30 protein-coding genes are annotated in these 26185 nt (G+C 34.0%); 15 read left to right on the top strand and 15 right to left on the bottom strand.

The window, feature by feature from the left end:
* Positions 1–62: 62 nt before the first annotated feature.
* Positions 63–428 carry a helix-turn-helix domain-containing protein gene (locus tag PLI06_06055; GenBank protein HOI77156.1) on the bottom strand — a complete coding sequence of 122 codons (366 nt, stop codon included), beginning with the start codon at positions 426–428 and terminating at the stop codon, positions 63–65.
* 76 nt (positions 429–504) lie between these two features.
* On the opposite strand from PLI06_06055, the gene PLI06_06060 reads away from it, so the two are divergent.
* The 5 genes from PLI06_06060 (at position 505) to PLI06_06080 (ending at position 5304) form a co-directional block, all read left to right on the top strand.
* Positions 505–1338 (top strand): 4Fe-4S binding protein, encoded by an 834-nt coding sequence (locus PLI06_06060; protein HOI77157.1) that lies wholly within the window; start codon positions 505–507, stop codon positions 1336–1338.
* Positions 1329–1649 carry a cupin domain-containing protein gene (locus PLI06_06065; GenBank protein ID HOI77158.1) on the top strand — a complete coding sequence of 107 codons (321 nt, stop codon included), beginning with the start codon at positions 1329–1331 and terminating at the stop codon, positions 1647–1649. Before PLI06_06060 ends, PLI06_06065 begins: the two co-directional genes overlap by 10 nt.
* Before the next feature lie 69 nt (positions 1650–1718).
* Positions 1719–3623: an anaerobic carbon-monoxide dehydrogenase catalytic subunit gene (gene cooS, locus PLI06_06070; protein HOI77159.1), complete on the top strand. Its 1905-nt coding sequence runs from the start codon at positions 1719–1721 to the stop codon at positions 3621–3623.
* 46 nt (positions 3624–3669) lie between these two features.
* Positions 3670–4260 (top strand): hypothetical protein, encoded by a 591-nt coding sequence (locus tag PLI06_06075; protein HOI77160.1) that lies wholly within the window; start codon positions 3670–3672, stop codon positions 4258–4260.
* Positions 4261–4317: 57 nt separating this feature from the next.
* Positions 4318–5304 carry a HAMP domain-containing sensor histidine kinase gene (locus PLI06_06080; GenBank protein HOI77161.1) on the top strand — a complete coding sequence of 329 codons (987 nt, stop codon included), beginning with the start codon at positions 4318–4320 and terminating at the stop codon, positions 5302–5304.
* Between the two features lie 4 nt (positions 5305–5308).
* Here PLI06_06080 and PLI06_06085 read toward each other — a convergent pair whose 3' ends face one another.
* From PLI06_06085 to PLI06_06100, 4 genes are all read right to left on the bottom strand, one after another.
* Positions 5309–6316 (bottom strand): metallophosphoesterase, encoded by a 1008-nt coding sequence (locus PLI06_06085; protein ID HOI77162.1) that lies wholly within the window; start codon positions 6314–6316, stop codon positions 5309–5311.
* Between the two features lie 141 nt (positions 6317–6457).
* Complete coding sequence (locus tag PLI06_06090) at positions 6458–6691, bottom strand: hypothetical protein (GenBank protein ID HOI77163.1); 234 nt, start codon at positions 6689–6691, stop codon at positions 6458–6460.
* Positions 6692–6792: 101 nt separating this feature from the next.
* Positions 6793–7461 (bottom strand): ATP cone domain-containing protein, encoded by a 669-nt coding sequence (locus tag PLI06_06095; protein ID HOI77164.1) that lies wholly within the window; start codon positions 7459–7461, stop codon positions 6793–6795.
* A gap of 119 nt (positions 7462–7580) precedes the next feature.
* Positions 7581–7856, bottom strand: a complete 276-nt coding sequence (locus PLI06_06100) for an ATP cone domain-containing protein (protein ID HOI77165.1) — start codon at positions 7854–7856, stop codon at positions 7581–7583.
* Positions 7857–7994: 138 nt separating this feature from the next.
* On the opposite strand from PLI06_06100, the gene PLI06_06105 reads away from it, so the two are divergent.
* On the top strand, positions 7995–9314 hold the full coding sequence (locus PLI06_06105) for a sodium-dependent transporter (protein ID HOI77166.1): 1320 nt from the start codon (positions 7995–7997) through the stop codon (positions 9312–9314).
* A 148-nt stretch (positions 9315–9462) separates the two neighbouring features.
* Entirely contained in the window at positions 9463–10548 is a 1086-nt protein-coding gene (locus PLI06_06110) for a PEGA domain-containing protein (GenBank protein ID HOI77167.1), read from the top strand.
* Between the two features lie 157 nt (positions 10549–10705).
* On the opposite strand, the gene PLI06_06115 is transcribed toward PLI06_06110, so the two are convergent.
* The 4 genes from PLI06_06115 to PLI06_06130 all read right to left on the bottom strand — a co-directional run bounded on the left by PLI06_06115 (position 10706) and on the right by PLI06_06130 (position 13784).
* Positions 10706–10885: a hypothetical protein gene (locus PLI06_06115; GenBank protein HOI77168.1), complete on the bottom strand. Its 180-nt coding sequence runs from the start codon at positions 10883–10885 to the stop codon at positions 10706–10708.
* 92 nt (positions 10886–10977) lie between these two features.
* Positions 10978–12564: a PAS domain S-box protein gene (locus tag PLI06_06120; protein ID HOI77169.1), complete on the bottom strand. Its 1587-nt coding sequence runs from the start codon at positions 12562–12564 to the stop codon at positions 10978–10980.
* A 365-nt stretch (positions 12565–12929) separates the two neighbouring features.
* Positions 12930–13484 (bottom strand): DUF2284 domain-containing protein, encoded by a 555-nt coding sequence (locus PLI06_06125; GenBank protein HOI77170.1) that lies wholly within the window; start codon positions 13482–13484, stop codon positions 12930–12932.
* Between the two features lie 48 nt (positions 13485–13532).
* Positions 13533–13784 carry a hypothetical protein gene (locus PLI06_06130; protein ID HOI77171.1) on the bottom strand — a complete coding sequence of 84 codons (252 nt, stop codon included), beginning with the start codon at positions 13782–13784 and terminating at the stop codon, positions 13533–13535.
* A gap of 131 nt (positions 13785–13915) precedes the next feature.
* Between PLI06_06130 and PLI06_06135 the strand changes: the two genes are divergently transcribed.
* Positions 13916–14293: a pyridoxamine 5'-phosphate oxidase family protein gene (locus tag PLI06_06135; protein HOI77172.1), complete on the top strand. Its 378-nt coding sequence runs from the start codon at positions 13916–13918 to the stop codon at positions 14291–14293.
* 80 nt (positions 14294–14373) lie between these two features.
* Here PLI06_06135 and PLI06_06140 read toward each other — a convergent pair whose 3' ends face one another.
* The 3 genes from PLI06_06140 to PLI06_06150 are packed head-to-tail and all read right to left on the bottom strand — an operon-like array spanning position 14374 to position 16129.
* Positions 14374–14727, bottom strand: a complete 354-nt coding sequence (locus tag PLI06_06140) for a P-II family nitrogen regulator (GenBank protein ID HOI77173.1) — start codon at positions 14725–14727, stop codon at positions 14374–14376.
* A gap of 2 nt (positions 14728–14729) precedes the next feature.
* Complete coding sequence (locus tag PLI06_06145; protein HOI77174.1) at positions 14730–15443, bottom strand: DUF1538 domain-containing protein; 714 nt, start codon at positions 15441–15443, stop codon at positions 14730–14732.
* Positions 15443–16129 carry a DUF1538 domain-containing protein gene (locus tag PLI06_06150; protein ID HOI77175.1) on the bottom strand — a complete coding sequence of 229 codons (687 nt, stop codon included), beginning with the start codon at positions 16127–16129 and terminating at the stop codon, positions 15443–15445. The genes PLI06_06145 and PLI06_06150 overlap by 1 nt, the downstream gene beginning before the upstream one ends.
* A 345-nt stretch (positions 16130–16474) precedes the next feature.
* On the opposite strand from PLI06_06150, the gene PLI06_06155 reads away from it, so the two are divergent.
* Complete coding sequence (locus PLI06_06155; protein ID HOI77176.1) at positions 16475–16966, top strand: N-acetyltransferase family protein; 492 nt, start codon at positions 16475–16477, stop codon at positions 16964–16966.
* 62 nt (positions 16967–17028) lie between these two features.
* The gene (locus PLI06_06160; GenBank protein HOI77177.1) at positions 17029–18264 is read left to right on the top strand and encodes a transglutaminase domain-containing protein; all 1236 of its coding nucleotides are present in this window, start codon (positions 17029–17031) and stop codon (positions 18262–18264) included.
* A 91-nt stretch (positions 18265–18355) separates the two neighbouring features.
* Here the strand turns inward: PLI06_06160 and PLI06_06165 are convergent, their stop codons facing one another.
* The 3 genes from PLI06_06165 to PLI06_06175 all read right to left on the bottom strand — a co-directional run bounded on the left by PLI06_06165 (position 18356) and on the right by PLI06_06175 (position 21371).
* A complete protein-coding gene (locus PLI06_06165; GenBank protein ID HOI77178.1) occupies positions 18356–20098 on the bottom strand; it encodes a PAS domain-containing protein in 1743 nt (580 codons plus the stop codon).
* A 156-nt stretch (positions 20099–20254) separates the two neighbouring features.
* Positions 20255–21097 (bottom strand): nitroreductase family protein, encoded by an 843-nt coding sequence (locus PLI06_06170; protein HOI77179.1) that lies wholly within the window; start codon positions 21095–21097, stop codon positions 20255–20257.
* Positions 21098–21128: 31 nt separating this feature from the next.
* Positions 21129–21371: a hypothetical protein gene (locus tag PLI06_06175; GenBank protein ID HOI77180.1), complete on the bottom strand. Its 243-nt coding sequence runs from the start codon at positions 21369–21371 to the stop codon at positions 21129–21131.
* A 199-nt stretch (positions 21372–21570) separates the two neighbouring features.
* Here PLI06_06175 and PLI06_06180 point away from each other — a divergent pair, with 199 nt between their 5' ends.
* From PLI06_06180 to PLI06_06200, 5 genes are all read left to right on the top strand, one after another.
* Complete coding sequence (locus tag PLI06_06180) at positions 21571–22791, top strand: tyrosine-type recombinase/integrase (protein ID HOI77181.1); 1221 nt, start codon at positions 21571–21573, stop codon at positions 22789–22791.
* A gap of 198 nt (positions 22792–22989) precedes the next feature.
* On the top strand, positions 22990–23370 hold the full coding sequence (locus tag PLI06_06185; protein ID HOI77182.1) for a hypothetical protein: 381 nt from the start codon (positions 22990–22992) through the stop codon (positions 23368–23370).
* Positions 23371–23994 (top strand): hypothetical protein, encoded by a 624-nt coding sequence (locus PLI06_06190; GenBank protein ID HOI77183.1) that lies wholly within the window; start codon positions 23371–23373, stop codon positions 23992–23994.
* Between the two features lie 507 nt (positions 23995–24501).
* On the top strand, positions 24502–24756 hold the full coding sequence (locus tag PLI06_06195) for a hypothetical protein (GenBank protein ID HOI77184.1): 255 nt from the start codon (positions 24502–24504) through the stop codon (positions 24754–24756).
* 554 nt (positions 24757–25310) lie between these two features.
* Entirely contained in the window at positions 25311–26051 is a 741-nt protein-coding gene (locus PLI06_06200) for a tetratricopeptide repeat protein (protein HOI77185.1), read from the top strand.
* Positions 26052–26185: the final 134 nt, after the last annotated feature.

A 26185-nucleotide genomic window follows, 5' to 3' on the forward strand; every position in this document is an offset into this window, starting at 1 on the left:
TAAGATTATTCAACGTAAAATATATATTGCTATGAGATGATAATCTTAAGGATCAGTATTATTTATTCAAGGGCCAACTGGCACTGTTTACAATATGTAGCTGAACACTCAGGATTATCAAATTTCCATTTAAGGCCCCAATCTTTAATTTCTTGAATTATGTGGATAAAATCTTCTCCACTTTCAGTTAGAGAATACTCACATTTTATTGGTACTTTAGAATTATCTATATTTTTTTTGATAAGTCCTTGATCTTCTAGTTCAGAAAGCCGTAATGAGAGAATTTTAGGCGTTATTCCTCTTAAACCCCTTTTTAATTCATTAAATCTCTTATCTTTAGTCTCACCTCTATATAACTCTAATAAAATTAGAAGAGACCATTTTTTGCCCACAATATCAAGTGTTTTGAAAATAGTGCAGTCGATCATGGTATCAAACCAGAAACTTACTAGTTTATATAAGTATCTATTATATACTTAGTATAGAAAAGATATTGGTGTTAAAATGGTAAAGAGAGAAATAATCAATATTAATGAGGAAAAATGCAATGGATGTGGGATTTGTGTTCCCAATTGCCCTGAAGGAGCGCTTCAAATAATAGATGGCAAAGCGAGATTAGTTAGTGATCTATTTTGTGATGGACTTGGAGCCTGCATTGGAAACTGTCCAGAAGGTGCTATATTTGTTGAAGAAAGAGAAGCTGAAGAATACGATGAAAGAAAAGTAATGCAGAATATAGTAAAACATGGAAAAAATACTATCAAGGCTCATCTTCAGCACTTAAAGGATCACGGTGCAGATAAATATCTAAAACAGGCAAAAGATTTCCTTGAAGAGAAAGGTATAGAAAATCCTATTAAGGAAGAAAGTCATCTACATAGGACATCTTGTCCAGGTTCAAAAATTATGGAATTCTCAAAAGAAGAAAATAAAGTAAATGAGACAGGAAAGAGGTCCTCTCAACTTAGACAATGGCCAATTCAACTTCATCTGGTCTCACCAAATGCACCTTATTTTCTTGGCAAGGATGTTTTACTTGCCGCAGATTGTACAGCCTTCTCGATAGGTGATTTTCACAAAGATTTCCTTAAGGGTAAGACATTAGTAATAGCATGCCCAAAACTTGATTCAAATAGAGATGTCTATGTAGAGAAAATAAAAAAGATGATAGATGAGGCAAAGATTAACACATTAACAGTTTTAGTAATGGAAGTCCCGTGTTGCTCTGGTCTTCTTCAAATAGCCAAGAAGGCTTTAGATAGTGCAACTCGAAAGATTCCGATAAAATTAATAGTAGTTGGGATCAAAGGAGATGTAATAAAGGAGGAATGGATATAATGGAGAAAGGATTTTGGAAAGATTTGAACAAAACTATGCAGTTTCCAAAAGAGGGCATTTTTAGTACTGTATTGGCATTGTCCAAAACATACAACTATACATTGATGTGTCTATCTGCTGGGACAAATATAGACACACATACTTCAACTAAGGCGGGGATTGTACAAGTTTTAAGTGGAACAGGTACCTTTACACTTGTTGATGAAGAGATTGAAATGACCCCGGGGGTATTTATTTTCATGCCTAAGAATGCACCCCATTCTCTCAAAGCTAAGGATAATCTGGCAATATTATTGGGTTTAACAGATTAATTTATTTTTCCTTTTTGTAAAGAAAACCTATATATAATAATAAAACAAAGATATTTGCGAGGAGTAAAAATGGAAGGCGATAGAGTATCTCATCATGAATCTGTAAAAAAAATGTATAAGAAAATTAAAGATGACAATATAACAAATATTTGGGATAGATACGAGGCTCAAGGATTTGGGGGAGACCCAGATAAAAGATGTCCTTTCTGCCAAGGTGGAGTTCGATGTGACCTTTGCTCAAATGGTCCATGTCGTTCTGACGCCTCAATTGATAAAAGAGGGGTCTGTGGGATTACCGCAGATGGCATGGCAATGAGAATGATGCTTTTGAGGAATGTATTGGGTACTTCGACTTACCATTATCACACCGAACAAACAATAAAAACTCTAAGGGCAACTGCCAAAGGCGAAACTCCTTTTCAAATAAAAGAGCCAGAAAAATTAAAATCATTTGCTAAACGACTTGGAGTGGATACAAGTGGAAGCATTAACGAAATTGCTTTAAGATTTTGTGATTTTGTTGAAGAGGACTTTAATAGAAAATATTCTGAGCAAAGCAAAATTGTAGAAATATTAGCTCCGCCAGAGAGAAAAAATGCATGGAAAAAACTTGGGATATTTCCAGGGGGCGTCCATGGAGAAATGATGTTTGCCACGAGCTCATGTTTAACAAATGTAGATGGATACTATGTAAGTTTAGCCTTAAAAGCAATGAGAATTGGAATAGCCATGGCTTACCAAAGTCAAATCATAAATGAGTTTACTCAAGACATTCTTTTTGGGATTCCAAGACCTCATAAAATGAGGGTAGATCTGGGAATTTTAGATCCAGACTATGTTAACGTTTTACCCAACGGCCATGAACCCTTCTTGGGATTTGCAATGATTCAGCTTGCAAGAAAAGAGGAATGGCAGCAGAAGGCAAAGGCTGTAGGTGCCAAAGGTCTAAGAATAATAGCAAATATTGAAACAGGCCAAGAAATAATCCAGAGGTGGGAGATGGACGATGTTTTCTATGGATTCACTGGCAACTGGATTATGCAGGAAGCAGTAATGGCAAGTGGTTGCATTGATATATTTGTGGCAGATATGAACTGTTCAATGCCTATTGACCCGATATATGCGAAGAAATACAAATTCAAATTAGTACCTGCAAGCGAAGTTGTAGCATTTGAAGGCATTACTGAAAGAATGGATTATCTCCCAAATGAAGCAGAGAATCAGGCTGCATCACTTTTACAAATGGCAATTGACAACTTCAAGGAGAGAAGGAGTTCAATTGATCCAGTTGTAGGCCTCCCAACGAAAGAAGCTATAGTTGGATTTTCAACTGAAAGTATAGTTGAAGCATTAGGTGGAACAATTGAACCTCTATTAAATGCAATTAAAGATGGTACAATAAGGGGTGTCGCTGGAATGGTTTCATGCACTTCTTTGAGGGATTCAGGCCAGGACGTTCACACAATAAAAATGGTAACTGAGTTGATAAAGAGGGATATACTAGTTTTATCTCTTGGTTGTGGAAATGCTGCGGTACAGGTTGGTGGGCTCTGTAGCTTAGAGGCTAAAGACAAGGCAGGCCCAGGACTAAAGAAAATATGTACTCTCTTGAATATCCCTCCAGTATTAAGTTATGGAACATGTACTGACACAGGAAGGCTTGCAGATTTAATTGGTGTAATTTCTAAGGCTTTAGGAGATGTACCTGTACCAGATTTACCCGTTGCTGCAGTTGCACCAGAATATATGGAGCAGAAGGCAACTATAGATGCGATATTTGCATTGGCATTTGGATTATATACCTATGTCAACCCAGTTCCTCCTGTAACAGGTGGCCCAAATCTTGTAAAACTTTTGACCGTCGACTGCAAAGATATTACAGGCGGGATATTAAACGTTGAGAAAGATCCGATTAAAGCATCTGACGCAATCCTTTCTCACATTGAATCGAATAGAAGAAAACTAGGGATATAACATTAAATACTAAAATTTTTATATTTAATTATCCTTTTATTTTTGGATGCAAGATGATAAGGATATTCCGGTAATTACAAAAAATTCAAAAGAGACACATAAAGTCTCGACTCCTGAAAGAAAAAATGTTCAAGGAAGAAGGGATTCGTGGCTAATAAAACAACTTGACTACTATGAACTCAACTATGCTCAAAGCGATATAGACGAGATAAAGAAGAGAGTTTTTCTAATTCAGGAAAATATAATTCCCATACAAAGATTACTTCTTGATTACCCTGAAAGATGGCCAAGAATTTATAGTACTTTAGAGCTGTTCAGAGAAAAGGCAAAAATAGATTGGGAAAAAAGAAACGATGAAATGGATTATCATGTTATATCTGATAAAGAAAGAGAATACTTAAAGAAATCTTTGATGCTCACAAATCTTAAATTATCAAAGCTCAACGTTCCCTTGCCTTCTTCCATATTCAATGCAATTTATAGATTTATTGAAGATAAAGACTTTGAATATCTTTTAGATAAAAAATCGATATCATATATTTTAACACTCACAGAAAGAGAAGACCCTCCGCCAAACTGGGATAAAAAGCTTTATAGATTCTTGAGAAAATATTTTAGAAAAGAAATCATGAGATAAATATCTTAGAAAGCGAAAGTTATTTAATCGACTGTCTTTTTTATTGGTCAGATTTAAATGACCAAAAAGAATCTTAATGTTCTTGTGTTTTCTATTATTAGTTTTTTTATAGTATTATTATGGTTTATTGCGTTTCCAATCGATACCTCATTTAACGGGGGCAAGCTATTATTTGAAGGAACTTATCTTTTCTTAGTTGTAGTAATGCTATTTCATGTTCTTAAATTGAATATCCGAACATTTACATTTGGTTGGGCAATGTTTTCTTATGGATTATTGGTGGACTTTCTAGATGAATTCACTATAGAATCTGAACTCTTCAATACTTATCTAGAAGGAATCTTAATTTCTATTGGTCTTTTCATAGTTGTATTTGGATTTTTTAAATCTGTTACAATAGAAAAACGAGAAACAGATGAAATAAAGGATTTGAACAATACATTGAAGCTCTTAAATAAAATATTAAGGCACGATATATTAAATAATATTTCAGTGACTCTGATGTCATTAGAGATGCTAAATACTAAAGATACAAAACTCAAAGATAAGGCCATTAAAGCAATGAATAAGAGTGTAGACCTGATCAATAAGGTACGGGAATTTGAAAATGACATCTCTTCTGATAATGATATTAGTACCTATAATCTGAAAGAGATAATTGATGAAGTAGTAAAGAATTACGATGTTAATATTAATCTCCACGGCAACTTTAAAATTAAAGTCAAGAATACATTTTCTTCAGTTATAGATAATATTATTAGAAACGCCGTTGTTCATGGAAAGGCGGATAAAATTGATATCTATTTTTCTAAAAAGGGTGATTATGAGATAAAAATAGTAGATAATGGAAGGGGCATTCCAGACGATAATAAACAAAAGGTCTTTGATGAAAATTTCAGTTCCGGTGAAAATAAAGGTACTGGTCTTGGTCTTTACATAGTAAAAGAGCTTCTCAAAAGATCTAACGGCGAAATTAAGGTAGAAGACAATAAACCAAAGGGAACAATTTTTACAATTAGTATTAAATCTGATAATATCAAATAGAAGATTAATCATCCATATTAATTAGCTGTATGCTGCCTTGATCATAAATCAGGTAATGGTGGAATCCTCCATTTTCTTCGGTTGTATGCAGGGGGGACCCTCCGCCCCCAGTGATTATATATCTAGTATTGTCTCTTATAGTTTGATAATACATATGAATATTACCAGAAAAAACATTACTAATCTTATTATCTTTCATGATTTGCATAAATTCTTCTCCATCTTTCATATTGTGTGATCCAGAAGGTCTTGGGTCAAAAGGAGGTACATGTAAAAAGACTAATTTATTCCCATCATATTTTAATTCATTTTCTAGAAATGATATATTCTCTTGATTTAAGGTATCCGTTGAATCGTCGAGAATAATAAATTTTGTGTCCATATAAATAAAACTATAGAACGTCTCACCATAATATTCTTTATACAATGAGCCGTTTTGAATATCGCTATCATGATTTCCTATTACGGTATAAACAGGAGTGTCATAATATCTCATTAATTCTTCAAATTCTTCAAAATATTTCTCTTCTTCATGGATTACAAAATCACCGACATGCATTACGAAATTAACGTTTTTAGAATCTATATCTTCCATAATCTTCTTGAAGGCTCTAGGGTATGGGTCCTTGGAACTGTCTTGTCTTGAATCACCAACAACTGCAAATCTTAATGTATTTGATTCTGGTAATTTGATAACGTAAGAGTTTCGAGAGAGAGGCGTGAGGCTTAAAATTATTTTCTCATTTGGATTAATTAATCTAGATTTGCCTTTGCTTTGGATTATACTATCTTTTTTTATGTTTAATACTATAATCTCTATTTTTTTTGGAAGGATAGAATTGTTATTTATGCTGAGTGACATGGAAGGCGATTTAGACCAGATTACATTATTTTCTCTAATAAATCCTCCCTTTACGTCTAATAAACCCTCTCCTAGAGTTATTGATCTGTAGCCTATTGAAACTGAAATTATAATAATTGCTAAGATTAAAAAAATTAGTATTTTCTTCACGATACTATTTGCGATTACATATATTAATAGTTTTCCTATGCCATTACTCTATAATTATAAATTTAATGGCCTAAGATTTACAAAAATGGATTTATACGATAGGGTTATATTGCTGAATTTGTATTAAGTTGGATAAGTACATCAGTCATACTTTGAAAGTCTTCTCCTCTTAGCTTCAAAACTTTCGTTGCATGAAGTCATCACATGGTCTTTGTAATAAGTTCTAAGTTTATCTAAATCTTTTTTCTTTTCTTCAATCTGTTCCTTTATAGACGGGTCCTGTTTTGAAAGATATTCATTTTTTAACTCGATAAGTTCCTTTTCAGCATCTTTTATTTTTTGTAAAGTATCCGATACAATATGGTCTGATTTCATTTTATCACTTATCTGCTTATTTTATTTAAAAAATATTAAAATAAGATAAAATAAGAAATTTATATATTTTTGGGAGAAATTTAAGGGTTCAATGTGTCAGATTATCTATTATATTTCATCCATGCGTTAGCTAGTTTCATCCCAGTCTTCAATATATCATCTAGATTATCATTTGATGCTTTAGTCTTTGAACTTGTTCCTGTTGCACCCAACAGCTGGCTTAGAATGTCGTTGGATTGGCTAGATCTAGAACTTCTAGTCGATGTTTGCAATCCTGAATTCAATAGTAGATCTAGGATGTCATTTGATTGAGTATTTTTTGAACTTGTTCCAACACCCAACAGCTGGCTTAGAAGGTCATTAGATTGGCTAGATCTAGAACTTGTACCTGTCGCTGCCCCCATTAGCATACTTAGAAGATCATCCGATTGAGTATTTTTTGAACCTTGAGTAGACATTTGTAAACCTGCACTTATTAGCTCACTTAGTATATTTTCTTTTGTTACATTTGATGCCCCAAACTTCTGAATAGCCATCTGCACACCTATTTTTATTAGTTGAGCTAAGATTGCTTCTTTTAACGTTTTGGATTGGACTACTTCTTGAGTTTGTGCTGAAGAAATAGCATTAGATGCAATATTTTTTATAATAGCTTCAATGCCAGCTTCGTTCATTATGCCAGCATCGTCTGCTGCGGCCATAATAGAAGATAGAAGTTTTTCTCCATCAAATTCCTCTTTTTTTCCATTGCTTCTAATAACGTATGTCATACACATATGGTAGGAATTCAATACATTTAAACTTAATGGATATATTTCTAATCACTATTTCTTAAAAAAAAATATATTTAATAGATAATACATATATATTTTAGTATTTCTAGAAATATTTACTGCTTTGCTCTATCAAACTCTCTCCATGTGTCAGATATTCTCTTTTCAACTCTGTCTAAGTCTGCCAGAATCATGTCTTTCAATGTTTTTGTTTCTACTTCCTTTTTACCTCTTGAAAAGGCTATGACTGTAGCAGAAACATTTTCGATTACATCGTCTACCCATCTTCTGTTCATTAAGCCTGCTTCTCTTGCCGCAGAAACAATCGAATCCTTTAATTTCTCTTGATCAAATCTTTCTCTTCTTCCATCTTTTTTAATAACATTTGTCATACATCCATAATTAAATACTTTAAATTATTTAAATTTTACGATGTGTTAACCTCTAACAAATGAACAAAAGTAATAAATTGATTTAGGAATATTTAAATAGAATAGTTGATACATAAATTATCAAATAAGAGTGGTTAAATGAAAAGAGAAGTATGGAACAGCAAGATAGGTTTTTGGCTTGCGGCCACAGGTTCTGCAATGGGGTTGGGTAATATATGGCGTTTTCCATATATCACTGGGGAAAATGGGGGTGCGGCTTTTGTTTTAATCTATCTAGTCATCGTTTTCACTATAGGTGTTTCAGTGATGTTAGCTGAATTTGCAATTGGCAGATCTTCAAAGCTCAATCCTGTAGGGGCATTTATGAAATTAAAAGGAGGGACTTGGCCAATTGCAGGTTGGATGGGCGTATCTGCAGGATTCATTATTCTTTCTTATTACTCAGTAATCGCTGGATGGACTATAAAATACTTCATAAGCTCATTTACAGGTTTGATATCTCCAAGCATAGATACTACAAATTATTTTCAAGAATTTATTGCAAATGGCCCCCAAGTTGTTTTATTTCAAGCAATTTTTATGATAATTACAATATATGTTGTTTACTTGGGAGTTGAAAAAGGAATTGAAACCTGGTCTAAAATTCTAATGCCCACACTTGTTTTAATCATATTATTGTTAGTAATTAGGGGAATTACATTGCCAGGGGCAGCTGCAGGGATTAACTTTTATTTAAATCCTGATTTCTCAGAGATATCTGGGAAAACTGTATTGGCAGCTCTTGGTCAAGCCTTCTTTTCTCTTTCTCTCGGTATGGGGGCAATGATAACTTATGGGAGCTATATACCACAAAAAGTGTCTTTACCAAAGTCTGCATTTGCTGTTACATTCCTCGACATGTTAATTGCATTTCTAGCTGGATTTGTGATATTCCCTACTGTATTTACTTTTGGAATAGAGCCCGGGGCTGGTACAGGACTCATTTTCATAACATTACCTTCAGTATTCGGATTGATTCCAATAGGTCAAATTTGGTCTGGCTTATTTTTCTTATTATTATTTATTGCAGCTCTAACTTCAGCAATAGGGTTACTTGAAGTTGTTGTGGCTTATTTTATAGACGAAAGAAATTGGTCAAGAAGAAACGCATCTTTAATATTAGGTCTTGCGATATTTGTTTTAGGGATTCCTTCTGCCCTTTCAAACGGTGCAGTTCCTCTTAATATATTTGGAATGGGATTCTTGGACGCAATGGATTTTTTAGCATCTAGTATACTTTTACCTCTTGGAGGGATATTTGTTACTTTATTTGTAGGTTGGGTAATAAAAGAAACAGCAATAAAAGAAATAAATTTAGAAGGTCAATTCAGATTGGAAAAAATCTGGATTTGGATATGTAGGATTATCGCACCCATATCCATTCTTTTAATATTCTTGGCTGGATTAGGCCTATTCTGATTATATTCATTGATTTTATATATTTTTGTGATTTTTTGTTTATTATTTTTTTTTATTAAGATATTTATAATATATACTGCGATTTTTTCAACATTAATAAAAATACTTATAAATTCTTTTTTTATTATTTACTGCAAGGAGGGTTATAATGGAAAAAATAAAGTTGAAACATAAATTATCTATAATAACGAGTTCTAAAAAAAGAAGTATGGCAATATCTTTAGTGGGCATTGCATTGATATTTGCATTATTTGCTTCCCCCTTATTTGCCGTACTGCCTCCCCAATATCTTTATGGGAGTATCACAGTAAATTCAAATCCAAGTGGCGCCAGTATATCTTTAGTAACTCCTGATGGAATGTATGTAGGATCAACTCAAACAACACCTTATACTTTTACAAACATAACTCCTGGCTGGTCTACAATATCTCTCTCTTTAGGGGGATACCAAAATTGGACAACTCAGGTATATGTAAATGCTGGAGAAAACGAATATGTTTATGGAAGCCTGACACCCACATATAATCCGAATGCCACAGGATCTATAACTGTGACTTCGCAGCCTGCCGGCGCCATAGTTCAATTAATTACTCCTGCTGGGCTATTTGTTGGCCCATCTATAAAAACACCCTATACTTTTACAAACATACCTGTAGGCATAAGTTCAGTGACAATTTCAATGAACGGTTACCATGATTGGTCTTCTAATCTTAAAGTTCAAGCAGGTCAAAATACAAATATAAATGCAGTATTGACCCCAATTGAAAGTAAAGGTTCAATATACATCACTTCTTCGCCTACAGGGGCTACAATTGGCGTTGATGGACAGTGGTGGGGCACATATAGAACAACGCCCAATACAGTCATGGATCTAACACCTGGCCATCATGTCGTACAGCTTTCAATGGAAGGATATCAGATGTGGTCCACAACTGTGGATGTAAGCGCTGGAGGAACAATATATGTTCAGGCTACTTTACTGCCAGAAGATATGCACGGTGCCCTTAGTATCACTTCGGATCCTTTAGGTGCAACAGTATCTATAGAAACACCACATGGGATGTATATTGGAGAAGTAATTAGAACCCCATACCTTTTAGATAGAATAGATATTGGGTACAGTACAATTACATTCTATAAAGAGGGATACGAACCATTAACAAAGAGGGTATATGTAAAGGCAGACGGAGTAACTTACGTCGATGCAGAGCTAAAACCTATTCTTTTTAAATAAAAATATATTTTTATTTTATATTCAATATATCATTTAACTTTTTTAATAAGCTTCATTCTCAAGAAAAGAATGTCCCTCAAATCACAAAGATTCTCATCGGGACTATGGGGAGGCATAGATGGCTAGTCCTTTAGCCGTATTACCATAATCTTAGTCTTTAGAGATCTCTCCACCATGCTTTTGATATACATTTATCGCATGTTGAAGTTCTTTCGTTCCAACAATCATCGCAACAAACATCTCCACATACTAAACACGTATGTGTATGCGTCGTTTCACCGCATTTTCTACATTCTTTTTGTTCAGAAACATAAACCCATTTGCCAATAGAACTCATTTTTACCACTCCTAGATGTCCAACCGTTAATTAATTATGGGCTTTACATAACTATAAGGATTTGTAAAAAAACATGTAAAACATGTAAAAAGTTACGCCAAAAAAAGTTCTCTGCCCTTGTTAGTTAACTCGACAACCTTGTTTCTACCCTTAATCGAAACTATAAGATAGTTTGACGTTGTTAGAAAACTCATTCTTTTGCCAATGGTTGGTCTTGTTATATTGATCTCCCTACCTATATCTGAAAAAGTAGGCTTAACTCCAATTAAGTTCTTGTTATAAACGAATGTCAGGATTTCCAGCATATTGTCGGGGAGTTTTTCTTTTTCTACAGGGGAGATGTCTGATGTCTCCTTTTCTATAAGCTTCATTTCAACATTGCTGAATAATTCTGAGTCGGCCGAAATGATTACTGTAATACCCCTAAGGTATGCGATCTCCCTCAGGTGATGTACAAAAGATAATAATTTAATAAATCCATTTTTGGAAAGTAGATAATCCAACCTATCTATCAAAACAAAGCTTTTTCTGGGTATGTCCTCTAAGTATTTTTCAATTTCTGTAAGATCTGGAGAAAGAGAATCTCTTTTATCTTTTTCTGAAATCCATAAATAGTTGTACTTCCCTTTAATCTGTCCAATATACTCTGATTCAGCGGACCTTGTAAGGATGTACCCAGAGTACCCAACTTTCAGCAGATCATTAAAGGCTTCAATTGAAAATAGACTTTTCGTTTCTTTTACAAGATAGATTTTTCCCGTTTCTAGATTGAACTTCATCAACTGACGTTTCATCTTTTCTTCAGTTAGCTTTCTCTCAGTTATATCCCTTACAATACTCAAGACTACAGTTTTTTTCTTAAGTTTGATAATTTTGCTGCAGATTTCAACTGAGATTGGCTTATACTCCTTTGTCACAATCTCCGTTTCAAAACAATAGTAGCTTCTCTTCTTAAGTTCCTCAAACATTTCATTTAGCATCTCAACATATTCTGGCGGATGAATGTCGCTAGGGGACATATTTAGAAGTTCCAGTTTGTCATATCCTAAAAGGTCAGATGCAATCTGATTTGTTTCAATAAAATTCCCATCAAGTTCATGGATAAATATGGCATCACTTGCATTGTTAAAAACTGTTCTGAATTTTTGCTCGCTTTCCTTTAATGCTTGTTCTGAGTATTTTCTTTCTATTATGTGGCCCAATTTTTCTACTATGGCAAGAATTAATTTTCTTTCGGCCATTAGAAAAGGGCCTTCTTCAAGGTTTGGTTTTTCTTCAAGATAAAAAACTTCAAGTTTTCCAATATTATTTTTATAATAGTTTATTGGAGCATCCAACTTCCACTTTGTTTCTCTAAAATTCGTTGATTTAAATTCTTGGCCATCCAGATTAATCCTCGCACATGCTATTTCCGGATATTTCAAACCAAGAGGTATTTTTTCTACGATTTTTTGGAATAATTCCTCGAGAGGCATATTTGGTTCTTCATTTATCTTTGAGATGTCGTATAGGCAATTTAGTTCTTTTACCCGCTCTTTTAAGTTGTTAAGAAGATTATCCTTTTCTTCTTCAAGCTCCTCTAATCTATTTTTTATTTTTTCAAGGTCAGCCACCTTCGAGCGCTGTACTCTTAGCTCTTCAATAAGCTCTTCTTTTGATTTGTCTTTCTCTCGTTTCAATCTATCACTTCAGTATTAATGGCCGAAATCCATCTCTGTTTTTTCTGTTTCGCATTAAATATGCCAACTACTTTAAAAGGATTTATATTAGAGAATAAAATAAAATTTAGTACAAATACGTTAAGATAAAAATTAAAAAGTTAGTTATTTTTATATTGAAGGAGTATTCCTATCGCATACACATAAGGGGCTACTAAAATAGAAAATCATTATTACTTTGATAAGAGCGACCCTAAAGATCTAGAAGAAGTTTCAATACTGCAATAAACTCTAAAAGAAGGAACTGAATTTCAATTAATAGAATTTGAGTTAAATGGAAAAAAAGTAATTACTTATTGTGAAATCACTGTGATAGAAGATTGAAATCATTCCAGTAGCAACAAGCAGAAACTTGTGAAACACATACCTTCATTAGGGACTACTTTTAGTTCATATCCTGCATTTTTGGCAGTCTGGTATACATCAATTCCCACACCTTCCATCGAGGGTCTAGCTATGCGTCTGTAAACACATTTTCTCTTGTCAAAAAGTGTTGGAGTTTGAATTTGGTCTGCTGTGCATTCATCACAAAGCTTACATGTTCCAGCCCCATAGGCAAATGCCTTGTATAATCCATTAAGAAAAGCTTCTCTTTCCAGTTCGGCCATAAGCTTCTGAATACCTCTCCATTCCATCCTGTCTTTAATTTCTCCAAACTTTAATATCAAGGCTTTATCGTATTCTTTCAATCTTTTCCTTGTTTCCTTGGGTGGCTGAACGTAAGGTGGACAAGTATATTTCTTTCCATATTGTGTACATCCAAATTCACATTTTTGTCTCACCCAATCATTAACAGAAATATCCTCGATTGGAATTATTTTTACAGAGGTTGCACCCCTATCTAAAGCCATCTGAATTAATTTATCGTATATTTCTTTCAATTTACCACTTTTATTATTAAAAAATTAAGATTTAAATAGTTTCCTAGGTTATTTATATTTCAGTAAACGGAAAAGCCCTTTAGATGGTTTATAAACCTTGTCAGGAAATTTTCCGACAAGTTTCCAGACACATCCGTTGACAGTTTTTGGATGAAAAGTGGGATCTGACGCCTTAATCTTTGAATGTAGTTCTGACCAGTGAAGGCCTTCTGGATTTTTCTCAAGTAATTCAAATGCTTTTGCGTATATACGTTCAGTGACTTTGGATGATTGCATACTTGGATTTAGTTTTTTTAACATACTAGGGTTATTTATTTTTATACTAATAAATATTTTGTTGAAAGTTAGCCAAATTGGATATACACTCATCTCATAATATGAAATAGCATTAATTATAAAAACAAGTTCGACAATTTTAGGGTGGTGATTATATGGAAATGCCGCAAAATGTAATAGAATTGATTCAACAACAGCATTTAGCTTTCGTTTCAACATCAACTACAAATGGGGTTCCAAATGTATCTCCAAAGGGTAGTATCTCAGTAATAGATAGAGAAAGATTAGTTTTTGCAGAAATTGCCTCACCCCGTACAATATCAAATCTGAAGAGTAATCCGAATGTTTCTTTGTATGTGCTTGATAGGGAAACTAACAAGGGAGTACAGATAAAGGGGAAGGCAACTTTAATGAATACGGGCCCTGTATTTGAGAACGTATCTAAAGCATTAAAGGAGAAGATGCCACATCTGCCTCCGGCAAATTATGCAGTATTAATAGATGTCAAAGAAGTGTTTCCTTATAAAATGTAATTTATTTTTTTTATTTTGATTCTGAACTAGATACCTCTATTGATATCTTTAATGTAAAGAGAGTCCATTTTGACACTTTTTTAGTATTTGCAAATAATTGTTCCATCAGACATTAAATGGCACATTCCAATTACTTTGTCGAGAGAAACTACAAATCCGATTCCCATTCCAGGTTTATCCAATTCGCCAGATTCTCGTATAGCTTTTAGAATATCATCGGTCTGTGTTTTACTTACTACCGTTAATATTATTTCTTTTTCTGGCTCTATAGGGATTCCTAGTATTTTCTGTTGTTCGTGGATTCCAGTACCTCTCCCAAAAACAACAGTTCCTCCCTTTGCACCTGCTTTAATTGAAGCTTGAATTATCAGTTCTGAGCATCCTTTTTTGACGATAGTCACTATAAGGTCGCAACCTTTATGTTCATCCTCCATTTTTAACCTCCTTTATAACGAATTATTAACCCAAATATCATTAATGGTATTATTGGGGCCAACGCTATTAGAGAAATAAGGCCAAATCCATCTATTAACGGATTCCTTCCTTCCATAGCAGAAGCTGCGCCCAAAGACATAGCCATCAAAAAAGTAACTGCCATAGGGCCAGTCACAACACCTCCTGAATCAAAGGCAATGGCTGTGTACTGCTTATCTGAAACTAATGTTAGTAAGATCACAATACTGTAACCTATCAAAATTATAGTAATTAGGGCTACACCATAAACAAGTTTGGCCATAGCGAGAGATACAAAAAAAGCTACGCTAAACGATAAAATTTTTTTTACCATATTCCTTCCTAGAAAACCGTTAGAAGCTTTTTCAATTTCATTACAAATTATTATTACTCCAGGGTCTGCATAAGTAACTAAAAATCCCATTAAAAATCCTAAAGGTATCAACAACCAGTTAGATTGGAGATTACCAAAATACACCCCTATACTATTTCCTGCAGGGAGAAAAGCAATATCTATTCCTTGAAAAAAAAGAATCATGCCCACAAAAGTCAGAAAGATACCCTTAAGGAGATTTTTTGTATACTGCTTTGGTAGTTTAAGTAAATATTTCTGAAATATTAAAAATAATACCGATAGGGGTAATAATACAAGAACTACTTCAATTATAATTTCTTTAAGATTTTCAATAAATCCTATCAAGCGTATAATACCCCCAACATCATTATACTTATGACGGGTCCAATTGAAGAAAGGCCGATAAGTCCAAATCCATCGGATAGAGCTGATTTTCCTCCTAAAACGGAACTAATTCCTATTCCTAAAGATAAAATAATAGGCACAGTAACTGGGCCAGTTGTAACCCCTCCAGCATCAAAAGCTATGGCTACAAATGTGGAAGGAGTAAAGAAGGATAAAGCAATTATGAAGATATATCCTGCTATAAATAGATATGAAAAGCTTATTCCATAAATAATCCTCAACACTGCCAATGATAAAAAAATACCAATTCCGACACTTATTGAAAGAAACAAAATAAGTTCTGGAATGCTACCTCCAGATGCATACTCTACCTGATTAACAAGTACCCTTACTCCTGGTTCTGCTATTGTGGTAATAACACCTATTATAAAACTCATTATTATTAAAAAGCTTAAAGAGCCCCTCATAGGCAATTCTGACCCAATAGCTTGACCAAAAGGCAAGAAGCCTAAGTTAATCCCTAGAAGAAACAGAGTAATTCCACTTATTACCATTATAGATCCTAATATAAATCTTGGTATTTCTGACTTTGAGATAAAAATCAAAAAGAGGAGGACCACCATTGATACTGGACCTACCGAACGAATTACCTCCAATAGCTCTTTTTTAAGATCTCCAGTCATAATACCCCTTAGTTTGTGTGTTATCCTTCATTTATATAACTTCTTCTTATTTTTTAATTTTTAGTTATTTTTGGGGAAAATGTAAAAGTATATCATATTTATTTTAGTTATTCAATAAATAAAAAGAAATTTCAATTCTTTGACTTAAGCATATAAAAAAGTAGAGCTAAATATCGCGTAATTACGCCTATTGCTATAGCAATAATTAATACTAGTTGTTATTTCTTCTTGCATTAATTTACCTCCTTGATAGCTATAGAGAATAGGTATTTGTCTTAATTCCTATTGCAGGCCTAGGATAGAAATCTATAAATAAACACCCAAAATATTGTTTTTAGTGAGACAATGGAAATACATTTTGAGCAGATGGGTGAAAATCACAGAAAGGACGTAATAGATATTTTTAACTATTATATTGAAAATGGATTTGCCGCATATCCTGATACAAAACTTCCTTATGAATTCTACGACATGTTTCTTATTATCACAAAAGGCTATCCGGCGGTAGTAATTAAATCTAATAATAATGAAGTAATAGGATTTGGATTCATACATTCTTATAGCCCTTTTTCAGTGTTTAGAGAAACTGCTGAAATATCATGCTTTATTAAAGAAGAGGCAACTGGCCAGGGGATTGGAAAAAAGACTTTAGAGTATATAGAATCTGAAGCTGAAAAACTGAACATATCTAAGATATTGGCAAGTATCTCGTCATTAAATGAAGGCAGTATTAATTTTCACGCAAAAAATGGATTTATAGAATGTGGAAGATTTATAGAAGTTGGTAAAAAATTTGATAAATATTTTGATATTGTTTGGATGGAAAAAATCTTATAAATTTTTTATTATTTTTCTAACATATTTATAAATTAATTTATTACCTGATATCTGGTGCCCAAATGAAATGCCCTATGTGTGGATATGAAACATCTTTGAACTATTGTCCAAATTGTGGTACATATCCATTGGAACAAGATAAGATGCCCTGCCCTTCATGCGGTCATGAAAATAGCAAAGGATTATTTTATTGTTCTAGATGTGGCACCTCTATAATGACATATACAAACACTGATAAATTAAATATTGGCTCAGATGGTGGCACAGAAACGTATTATCAAAAACTTGAAAGAGATGAAAATAATATAAAGAAAGTCAAGACCGTAACTTCTATTCTTCTTGGGGCTATGCTCTTGCTTGCTATTTTTTATTATATTGGATTGGTAAATATCCCAGATAGTCCTCTAGAACATCAACTCCCCCAGTCGTATAATGCTATTATAACAACTAAGATTAGAAATATTGACGCTGAAGTGGGGGAAACACAGCTATGGATGGCCTTGCCAGTCAACTGTGGAACTCAGCAAAATGTATCTGTTATCAGTATAACTCCAGAACCTGATCACATCATCCTAGCCCCCGAGGCGTGTACAAGGATAGGCTACTGGGATTTTAATAATTCGCTACCAACTAATTCTACCCTCATAATAACTCAAAACATATCTTTTACTGCAAATCCTTTCACAACTCCAATAGATTCTTCTAAAGTAGAATCTTATGATTTCTCTTCAAGCTTGTATAAAGAATACACAAAGCCAAGTCAAAGAGTCGAGTCTGATGATCCCGCAATTGTCGCCATGGCAAGAACGGTAGTCGGAAATGAAACAAATCCTTATAAAAAAGCGGATCTTATTTATGGCTGGATTGTAAAAAACATTACTTACGAGATACAGGAGCAGGAGTTAGGTGCAAGATACGCATTCTACAATAGAAAAGGCGATTGCACTGAATTTGCTACTCTTTTTGTTGCAATGTGCCGGTCTCAAGGAATTCCTTCAAGATTAGTTCATGGTTATCTTTATAGTTCTGATATCTCTGCGGGGCACATGTGGGCCGAATTTTATTTGCCGTCCTACGGGTGGGTCCCTGCAGATCCAACAGGCGATCATACAACAAAAAGCAGATTTTTCTTTGGGCGTCTTGGAAGCAATGTCTTAACACTCTCAAAAGGAAATGTTGGGATGTCGCCAAATTATCCAGGAGCTAATCCTTTTGCATTTAGCTATATTGCCCATTATAAAAGCTATAATTCTGGTAAACTAATTTTTGAAAATAATGTTGAACTAACGAGAAAGTAATCTAGTTATAAAAAATTGTTATCGAGGCATGTTAGAAATTTGATGGCATTTCTTTTAGTTCCACTATAACCTTTTGGCAGATATCCTAGTATTACATATACTTCTTCAAAAATTTTTTAGTATCTTCAGTGTCCATCCAGCCCTGATCTAGTTGTTTTAAAATCTTTTCAATTGCACCTACCTGCTTTAAAAATCGACGTTTAGTAACTTCATTTTCAATTTCAACTTGTGCAAATCCACAAATTATTGTTAATGGATTTCTTATATGGTCTATTAGATGAGCAAAATATTCTAGATTTTCATCAAGCTGTTTTTGGGCTTTTTTACTTTCTGTAATATCTGTAATAACTTCTATCATGCCTTTATTAAAATAAGTTGGATCAATAGGGCTAATCCTAATATGGCAGTTTATTAATTCTCCACTATTCTTTTTCCATATTGTTTCAATTTCCCTATATTCTTCGTTAGACCATTTGTCATATAATACATGCCCAACTTTATTATATTCTTCTTCATTGGGGTATAAAAATCCTAGATTTTTATTGGTTAATTCTTCGAGAGAGTAACCTGTCATTTCAATCATGCTGTTATTGCACCATATTATCTGTCGATCTTTGACTAGTTTTATCCCTACCGGGGCCGCTGTTAATATACTTCTCAATGTTTCCTCACTTTCCATTATCCTTTTCTCAGCCTCTTTTCTTTCAGAAATGTCAAATATTATCCCTCGTAACCCAATAGGTTTATTATTATGCATAATTGCGCTAGAATGAATTATAATTGGAAAAGTGCTACCATCTTTTCGTAAGGCTGTATACTCAAAACCACTTGATTTTTTCCCTTCAAATATTTTCCTTATGTTGTCTCTTCCCAAATCTCTCTCTTCAGGGATTAATAATTGCATTGCATTCAATCCTTTTTCAAAATCCTCTTTAGTGTAGCCCATAATACTAAGTGCATTTCTGTTTACAAATGTTAGATTTCCATTTTCATCAGTTTCAAAAATTATTTCTGGTAAAGAATTTGCTAACTCTCTATATTTTTCTTCGCTCTGTTTTAACAAATCTTCAGCTCTTTTCTGATCTGTTATATCCATTACTGACGTTATATATCCTTTATCCGGTTTATTTGGATCTAAAAGACTCATTTTTTTTTGGATGTCTATTATCTTTCCATCCTTTCTTTTCCATCTAGTATCGATTTCCTTTACATTATCACTGGCAAAATTCTTGTTGTAATAACAACCCGCTTTTTCGTAATCTTCATCTGAAAGATATAAAAATCTAGTATTGTTCCCAATTATTTCATCTAAGGAGTAACCAGTAATTTGGCTCATCATGTCATTACTCCAAATGAATTTTCTATCTTGGATGAGATTGATACCTACGGGGCTAGATTCAAAGATCCCCTGGAGGATGTTTTCTTTATTTTTCAAAGTATTCTCCGTTGACTTCTTTGTAGTAACATCGTTTATAATGAAGATATGTATCCCCGACTGGATATTTGCAACAGCATGATATTCAACATTAATTTCTCTTCGATCTTTTTTTAAGAGAATATACTCCCCTTTTTGATTGCCTTCATTTAAGAAGTTCATCCATGTTTTTTCCCCCATTTCTATATTCCTTTCAGGGGTGAGGTCTCCTATTTTTTTATTCATTAATTCTGTTTTACTGTATCCTAAAAGATCGCATGCACTTGGATTTGCGTCTATGTATCTGAATTCATTGTCTATCAAAAGTATGGCATCAAAAGTATTTTCAAAAATATTTCTGTATACGTCTAGGGTATGATCGTGACTGTCCTTATTTACAAAATTTAGTAATTTTTTCACGATAATACCTAATTAGACAGTAAGTATTTGCGAATAATTTACAATATTGATTTGCTTGTGAGATAATTTATAAAAGTATTTATTATAATTGTATAAATCGCAAATCATATAGAAATAGTTGTTTTAATTATGAATTTATATTTAGAATAAAGGCAATTATCTTAAATCAAATTGCCAGATAGCTCTACCTTCTTCTTCAATTATGGAGACTTTGCTTTCTATATTTTTAATCATAAGGCCAAGCCAGAAGTGACAAGCACATATACCGATATCAACATCAGGATGCTCCCACTTGATGTGTCTGTAACCAATGGGCATTGATATTGAAATTGTTTTAAAATCTGAGGACACTTTAAATCGCCAGTGTTGGCTGTTGGCGCCTGAAGGGGCTTTCCTAGCAAGATCAAATGCATATAGAATATCTTGAGGAAGTGAATCTTCAGTTAGTCCATTTTCTAAAAAAGCGCCGACAGGTTTTCTTTTGTAACTCATAAATGATTCCGTTACTCTATCTGCCAATCTCAAGCCTTCTTTTTTCCAGTATCCTAACGGAGTAATACATATTGCGCGCTTGCCCTGAACTACGCCCTTACCATAACCCCATTTTGATTTTGATAAAGTATTGATTACTTTAAGATGAGGTAAAATTCTTTCCAATTCATCAAGTGAATAATGGCCATACCAGCAGGTGGCAAGACCTAAGCTCGTTGCATAGAGAATTGCCATCTCGCCAACGAAACCAGAAATTGAGATTGAAGGGATATCTGTGTCTGCTATAAATGCCATGCCATCGGGGGGCGATACAAAGCCGGTGTAAAGTCTTTTGCTAGAATCTGCATTGAAAAAACTAATCGAAACATCATGCTTGAAAGGAACGTTCATATTTGCTATGAAGTTCTTGAGGTGGGACATAGCTTCTTTATCAACTTCCAGAACCTCATAGCTTCGAATGGAGCGGCGGGCATTTATTGCAGATTCCCAATTAACATTCTCAATCATTTCTGTCACCCTTACCAGCCAAGAATTAATGTCATTCAAATTTTCTTGTATACTTAATCCATTTTATCCCTTCAGGCGTTATATCTGAGATGTAATAATTTAAATATCCCTTGATCTCGCCTTTAACTTCTTTACATACAATAATGTTTTTTCCAAGATTATAGTGGATGGCATTGTTAACTTTGCCAATGTCCCATTTTAGAATACGTGATAATTCCTTACTATCTATGACAAAACTTCCTTCCTTCAATTTTTTAGCATACAGAAATTCCAATACCTCTTCTGCATCTTTTCCTATATCTATAATATCTGTTATATTATCCCCCCATAATTATTAGCAATCACTATAAATAGTCATAACTTGCTTTTATTACTTGTGTTAGTTTGATGAAAAAAGTGCGGGGGAAGGACACGTTTATTTATTCCCAGTGCGTTAGGATAATGTATATATCACAAATGCCTATTCTCAATTTATGGGAATTTACAAAGAAAAGGTTTTGCTTTCGAAAGAAGAGGGGCGTTTGATTAATTCAGACATAACTGACTCCAATATTAATACAATTAGAGAGTTCAAAAGCTACCTGATTGCGGGCAGAATAGGCATCCTAAGGACTCTCCGCTATATGATAGATTTGAGGCTCATATGCCAGAGATACAAGGACAAGGACTTTGCAGCATGGAACTCCAAGGATATAATCGAGGTCATGGAAAAGGTCGAGATTGAGGACATCTCTGACTCATCCAAGAATGAGTACAGGAGGACATTGAGGAAGTTCTTCAAGTGGTTGAAAGGGGAAGACTGGCCTGAACTAAAAGCCCTAAAAGGAGAGAAAAAGCACTCAAGAAAGCCACAGATCCTCTCGAGGGAGGAGGTACTAAAGCTGATTGAATCAGCAACAAATCTCCGGGACAAGGCGGCAATTGCATTGCTTTATGACTGTGGCCTTAGAATTGGTGAGCTTGCATCAATCACCTTCAAAGACCTGACATTTAACGACTATGGCGGAAAGGTAAAGGTAAGGGGAAAAACTGGAGAGCGATTGGTTCCGTTTGTTATGGCTGAGCCCTACATAAAAAACTGGATTCAGATTCACCCCAACGTCCATCCTAACGAATCGCTTTTTGTCGGAACTGGGAACAAGAACTTTGGGAAGCCCCTCTTCTATGAATCATACAAGAACATGCTAAAAAGAGCAATAAATAACTCCAAAATTGAGAAGAAAGTAACGCCGCATATTCTAAGGCACACCAGGGCAACTCACCTGGCATCAAAATTGACCGAGTCTGAAATGTGCCACTATCTTGGATGGCAGCTTGGATCTGAGATGCCCAAGGTCTATGTTCACCTTTCCGGGAGGGACATCGATAAGGCCATCTACAGCAAGGTTTATGGCATTAAAACTGAGGAGTCCATGGACGATGGAAACATAAGGCCAGTAGTATGCCCGAGGTGTAGGGAGAACTGCGGCCCAACTTCAGAGTACTGCTATAGATGTGGCATGCCATTAAAAGAAGAGAAAGTATTTGAGATGGAGAAGAAGAACAGGATACTAAGGGAAGAGTTCATCAATGAAACAATGGAAGACAGTACAAAATTACAGACTTTCAAGAAGATTATGGAGCTAATTGAAGCAATAGACTCAGACCCAGAAATAAAAAATGAGTTTAGGAATATGGCGGGCAAGGTAAAATAAGGGATAGCGCTGGGGATTATTGCTCGTTGATTTTAATTATTTTTATTTTCTTATTAAAGGATCCTTTAACATTCCCAACTTCTATTAAAAGATAGGGCCAATTCGTTTAATAGGATCTGGCCTTAAAAATAAACTTTTTCCCTATTTTCCCTAATTTTTTCCATATCCTTAAATATATGGAAAATGACTTGATGTATGATGACTTTCTTAAATGATACTATTTTTGCATATCTAGGAATGTCAGTTTTTGGCACAGTTGGGTTTTTACTCACTTTCAATATATTTAGAGCTCATCGTTACGATAAGTTGGTTTGGCTACCTTGGCAATCTTTGAACAGTAAAAATGGTGCAAGAGTATATTTTGCATTTATCGGAATACCTTTCAATATTTTTTATACTATTTTCCTATTTGCACACCCTCTTCCATTAGGGTATTTACTAGCAGGGCTTTGGATTGGATTTCAAATAGCCTTCTTCTACTGGTACTGGCACACCAAAGAGGATCCTCTAAATCGTTTCCACCACGAGCAGAAAATTTGGGAGGATCCAAGGGACAAAAAGAAAACGGAGCCAAAATAAATGACATCTGACTTCAAACCCGGCAAGGCTTACCTAATAGAAGGTAAGGGCGTAGAGCAAGTGAAAGATGAGATCAAGGAGTGGTTCAAAGGCAATAAATTAGAAATAGTCATTGATAAAGAAAACGAAATAGGCGCAGATAAAAAGAATTTCATGTTTAATTATGAGGTATGGATCCACCTTAAACTGATGCCTTCCAATAAGGGTACTATTGTTGTATTCAGCGATGAATTTAATTATTTCTATTCTGGCTTTTTTGTAAATGGATTCCTTAATTTAATAAATCTTGGTTTAGGATTTTATATGCAAGAACTTAGAAAGAATCTAATCAGATATCTCCTCAATAAAAACCAAATTAAAATAGATTTTCAACGGATATCTTTCAACTTCTTTCCATTTAGTCTAGCAACGTTTATTATCTTTGGATTATTGATTATTTACAGTCCTATGTATGTTTTCAGAAGTATACTTATCAACATTATTGATATACAAGTTATTACTTTAATAGTTTTGATTTTATCGGTATTAGGATTATACCTGATTCATTTGCGCAAAAATCGAAAAAAGGCAAACCTTCCAGAATACTACGTAGAAGAGTATAAGGGAGAGATTGAGATTGATTGATATTTTTAGATCTAAAGAAAATATTGCTTTTGGAATTGTGTACGCGTTCCTTTTGTGCATGCTGTGTTATTCCATCTACAACTTTTTCCAAACTGGCGTTATTAAAAATATTATTTTTTCACTCTTTTTACTTTCACTCTTCCTGAGTTGGCATCTAAAGTCAAAGTACACTGGAGAAAAACAAAAATTATTCCGCAATATCCTATATATGTTTCTTTTAGTATTTGTTTGCATAGTCATTTTTCTAAGTAAACTGGGTTTGGATTTCCCTGGATTCCTGTTGATTTCATACTTTGCAGGATTATTTTTGTATATGATCATCATGCCACCATTTCTAGAAAAATATTCTACCAAAAATAGATTCATAATATTGTTAGTTCCAGGTGCAATAGTATTTCTTATATTCTTTTTCTCTCCTTTTTTCTTATAACTTTTTTATCTAATATTATGAAGCGCATATATAATTAAAATGAAAATCCTAAAATACATTCTAAACCCTTTTTACTCATGCCAAGCGAGTACAGATTCAGATTGGTAGAAAATAAAGATATAGAGCGCAAACGGATCAGATTGAGCTCATGGGGAGAAGTTATTGGAACGCTCTTGGGGATAAGAATATATGAAGACAAAATAATAGTGTCCATCTCCGTCTATGAAAGAGTTATCTATGATTTAGTTTTATACGAGGAGGAGTTCAATCCTATAAAAGAACAAATTAAAAACAGTGTGGGCAAAAGGATTGGGATATTAAGAACCGATTAAAACAGGTACTAATTTATTTCTCTTTTTTATTTCACAAATTATTTTGGCCTTAAAATTAAACCCTAAATACATTTTCACGCTAGGATAGCGATAATATACCTGGCCCTAAAATTAAGGCCATGAGCAACAACTTGACGCAAACTAAACTTGAACTTTTTTATAGGATGCAGGTCCAGAAGACCATACCCGAGTATGTGAGCATCAGGAAGATGAAGGTGCACGACAGGTGCATAAGAATAGTATCGACACGGGACCGTTGCGGCACTATAGTCTGCCCACACGTCAAGAGATTGCATGTCAGCAGATCATTCTCATACATCAGGTGCAACTATCCAGACAATTCAAAAAAACAAAGCCCAGGCCCCTGCAACATATGCCCGATGAAAAAGATTAAGGGCACTTGGCTGCCGGTGAGGACGGAATGCCGGGATACGGAGTGGCATGTGATGCCGAACAACAAGTTCTGGAACTGGCAGAAGGAATAGACTACTAAAAGATAATTTTTTAAGTTCTGGAAGTAAGAATATACAAATATAATTTTTATAGTGATTGCTATGTCAAAGGTTAACTTCTGTTGGAAATGCGGAAATAAAGTTTCTAAAAATGCTGTTTTTTGTAATCAATGTGGGTATGATTTAAGAAAAACTTCTGCGGATCATTGTACTATGGGGCTTGAATTACTCCGAGAAGGGAAATATCAAGAATCAATTTATTACTTTGACGTGGCATTTGAAGTTGACCCTACGATGTTTAATGTTCTAAACAATAAAGGACTTGCACTAGCATATTTAGGTAGATCTCAAGATGCAATTGATTGTTTTCAAAAGCTTATACAATTAAATCCCAATGATGATAATATTTGGAACAATTTAGGGAATATTTTCCAAGATCTCGATAGATTCAAAGAAGCAATTGACTGCTATAACAAAGCCATATCCATTAATCCAAATAACCCTGATGCTTTGAATAACATAGAGTTTGCTTATAGTGAGATGAGAAAATCTGAAAATGAGAAAAATAAAGGTAAACAACAGCAATTTCCTTCAAATACTAACAGGATAAATGAATTTTCCCCAGAAATAATCTCTTTGCTCCAAAGATATGAAATAGATATCTCAAAGCAAGTTACATTTGACATAGTAAAAAAGAAAAGGAAATACTGGGTAGAACTGCTGCATCCTGATAAAAATACAAACAAATCTGAAGAAACAAGAAAGATGGCCGAACATAAGCTAAAAGAAATGAATGATATCTACCGCCAACTAAAGGAATATTTTAAGAATACCTATACTTAATGATATTTTTACCTATATTCTTAAATAAAGGATAGTTTGAAATAATTATTATTTTTTTGTATATTTCAAGCCACCATAGATTAGTATTATCCCTATTACAATATTCAAAAAAGAACTATTCCTTAATGATTGAT

The sequence above is a fragment of the Methanofastidiosum sp. genome, from assembly GCA_035362715.1.
Lineage (GTDB): Archaea > Methanobacteriota_B > Thermococci > Methanofastidiosales > Methanofastidiosaceae > Methanofastidiosum.

What these genes read in the sequence shown, in the direction of transcription:
- PLI06_06100 (HOI77165.1), bottom strand. Translation starts at nt 7,856, where the DNA reads ATGACAAATGTTATTAAAAAAGATGGAAGAAGAGAAAGATTTGATCAA.
- PLI06_06075 (HOI77160.1), top strand. Translation starts at nt 3,670, where the DNA reads ATGCAAGATGATAAGGATATTCCGGTAATTACAAAAAATTCAAAAGAG.
- PLI06_06195 (HOI77184.1), top strand. Translation starts at nt 24,502, where the DNA reads ATGCCAAGCGAGTACAGATTCAGATTGGTAGAAAATAAAGATATAGAG.
- PLI06_06200 (HOI77185.1), top strand. Translation starts at nt 25,311, where the DNA reads ATGTCAAAGGTTAACTTCTGTTGGAAATGCGGAAATAAAGTTTCTAAA.
- PLI06_06080 (HOI77161.1), top strand. Translation starts at nt 4,318, where the DNA reads ATGACCAAAAAGAATCTTAATGTTCTTGTGTTTTCTATTATTAGTTTT.
- PLI06_06060 (HOI77157.1), top strand. Translation starts at nt 505, where the DNA reads ATGGTAAAGAGAGAAATAATCAATATTAATGAGGAAAAATGCAATGGA.
- PLI06_06090 (HOI77163.1), bottom strand. Translation starts at nt 6,691, where the DNA reads ATGAAATCAGACCATATTGTATCGGATACTTTACAAAAAATAAAAGAT.
- PLI06_06185 (HOI77182.1), top strand. Translation starts at nt 22,990, where the DNA reads ATGACTTTCTTAAATGATACTATTTTTGCATATCTAGGAATGTCAGTT.
- PLI06_06180 (HOI77181.1), top strand. Translation starts at nt 21,571, where the DNA reads ATGGGAATTTACAAAGAAAAGGTTTTGCTTTCGAAAGAAGAGGGGCGT.
- cooS (HOI77159.1), top strand. Translation starts at nt 1,719, where the DNA reads ATGGAAGGCGATAGAGTATCTCATCATGAATCTGTAAAAAAAATGTAT.
- PLI06_06105 (HOI77166.1), top strand. Translation starts at nt 7,995, where the DNA reads ATGAAAAGAGAAGTATGGAACAGCAAGATAGGTTTTTGGCTTGCGGCC.
- PLI06_06135 (HOI77172.1), top strand. Translation starts at nt 13,916, where the DNA reads ATGGAAATGCCGCAAAATGTAATAGAATTGATTCAACAACAGCATTTA.
- PLI06_06155 (HOI77176.1), top strand. Translation starts at nt 16,475, where the DNA reads ATGGAAATACATTTTGAGCAGATGGGTGAAAATCACAGAAAGGACGTA.
- PLI06_06160 (HOI77177.1), top strand. Translation starts at nt 17,029, where the DNA reads ATGAAATGCCCTATGTGTGGATATGAAACATCTTTGAACTATTGTCCA.
- PLI06_06115 (HOI77168.1), bottom strand. Translation starts at nt 10,885, where the DNA reads ATGAGTTCTATTGGCAAATGGGTTTATGTTTCTGAACAAAAAGAATGT.
- PLI06_06065 (HOI77158.1), top strand. Translation starts at nt 1,329, where the DNA reads ATGGATATAATGGAGAAAGGATTTTGGAAAGATTTGAACAAAACTATG.
- PLI06_06150 (HOI77175.1), bottom strand. Translation starts at nt 16,129, where the DNA reads ATGACTGGAGATCTTAAAAAAGAGCTATTGGAGGTAATTCGTTCGGTA.
- PLI06_06110 (HOI77167.1), top strand. Translation starts at nt 9,463, where the DNA reads ATGGAAAAAATAAAGTTGAAACATAAATTATCTATAATAACGAGTTCT.
- PLI06_06095 (HOI77164.1), bottom strand. Translation starts at nt 7,461, where the DNA reads ATGACATACGTTATTAGAAGCAATGGAAAAAAAGAGGAATTTGATGGA.
- PLI06_06055 (HOI77156.1), bottom strand. Translation starts at nt 428, where the DNA reads ATGATCGACTGCACTATTTTCAAAACACTTGATATTGTGGGCAAAAAA.
- PLI06_06190 (HOI77183.1), top strand. Translation starts at nt 23,371, where the DNA reads ATGACATCTGACTTCAAACCCGGCAAGGCTTACCTAATAGAAGGTAAG.
- PLI06_06140 (HOI77173.1), bottom strand. Translation starts at nt 14,727, where the DNA reads ATGGAGGATGAACATAAAGGTTGCGACCTTATAGTGACTATCGTCAAA.
- PLI06_06170 (HOI77179.1), bottom strand. Translation starts at nt 21,097, where the DNA reads ATGATTGAGAATGTTAATTGGGAATCTGCAATAAATGCCCGCCGCTCC.
- PLI06_06130 (HOI77171.1), bottom strand. Translation starts at nt 13,784, where the DNA reads ATGTTAAAAAAACTAAATCCAAGTATGCAATCATCCAAAGTCACTGAA.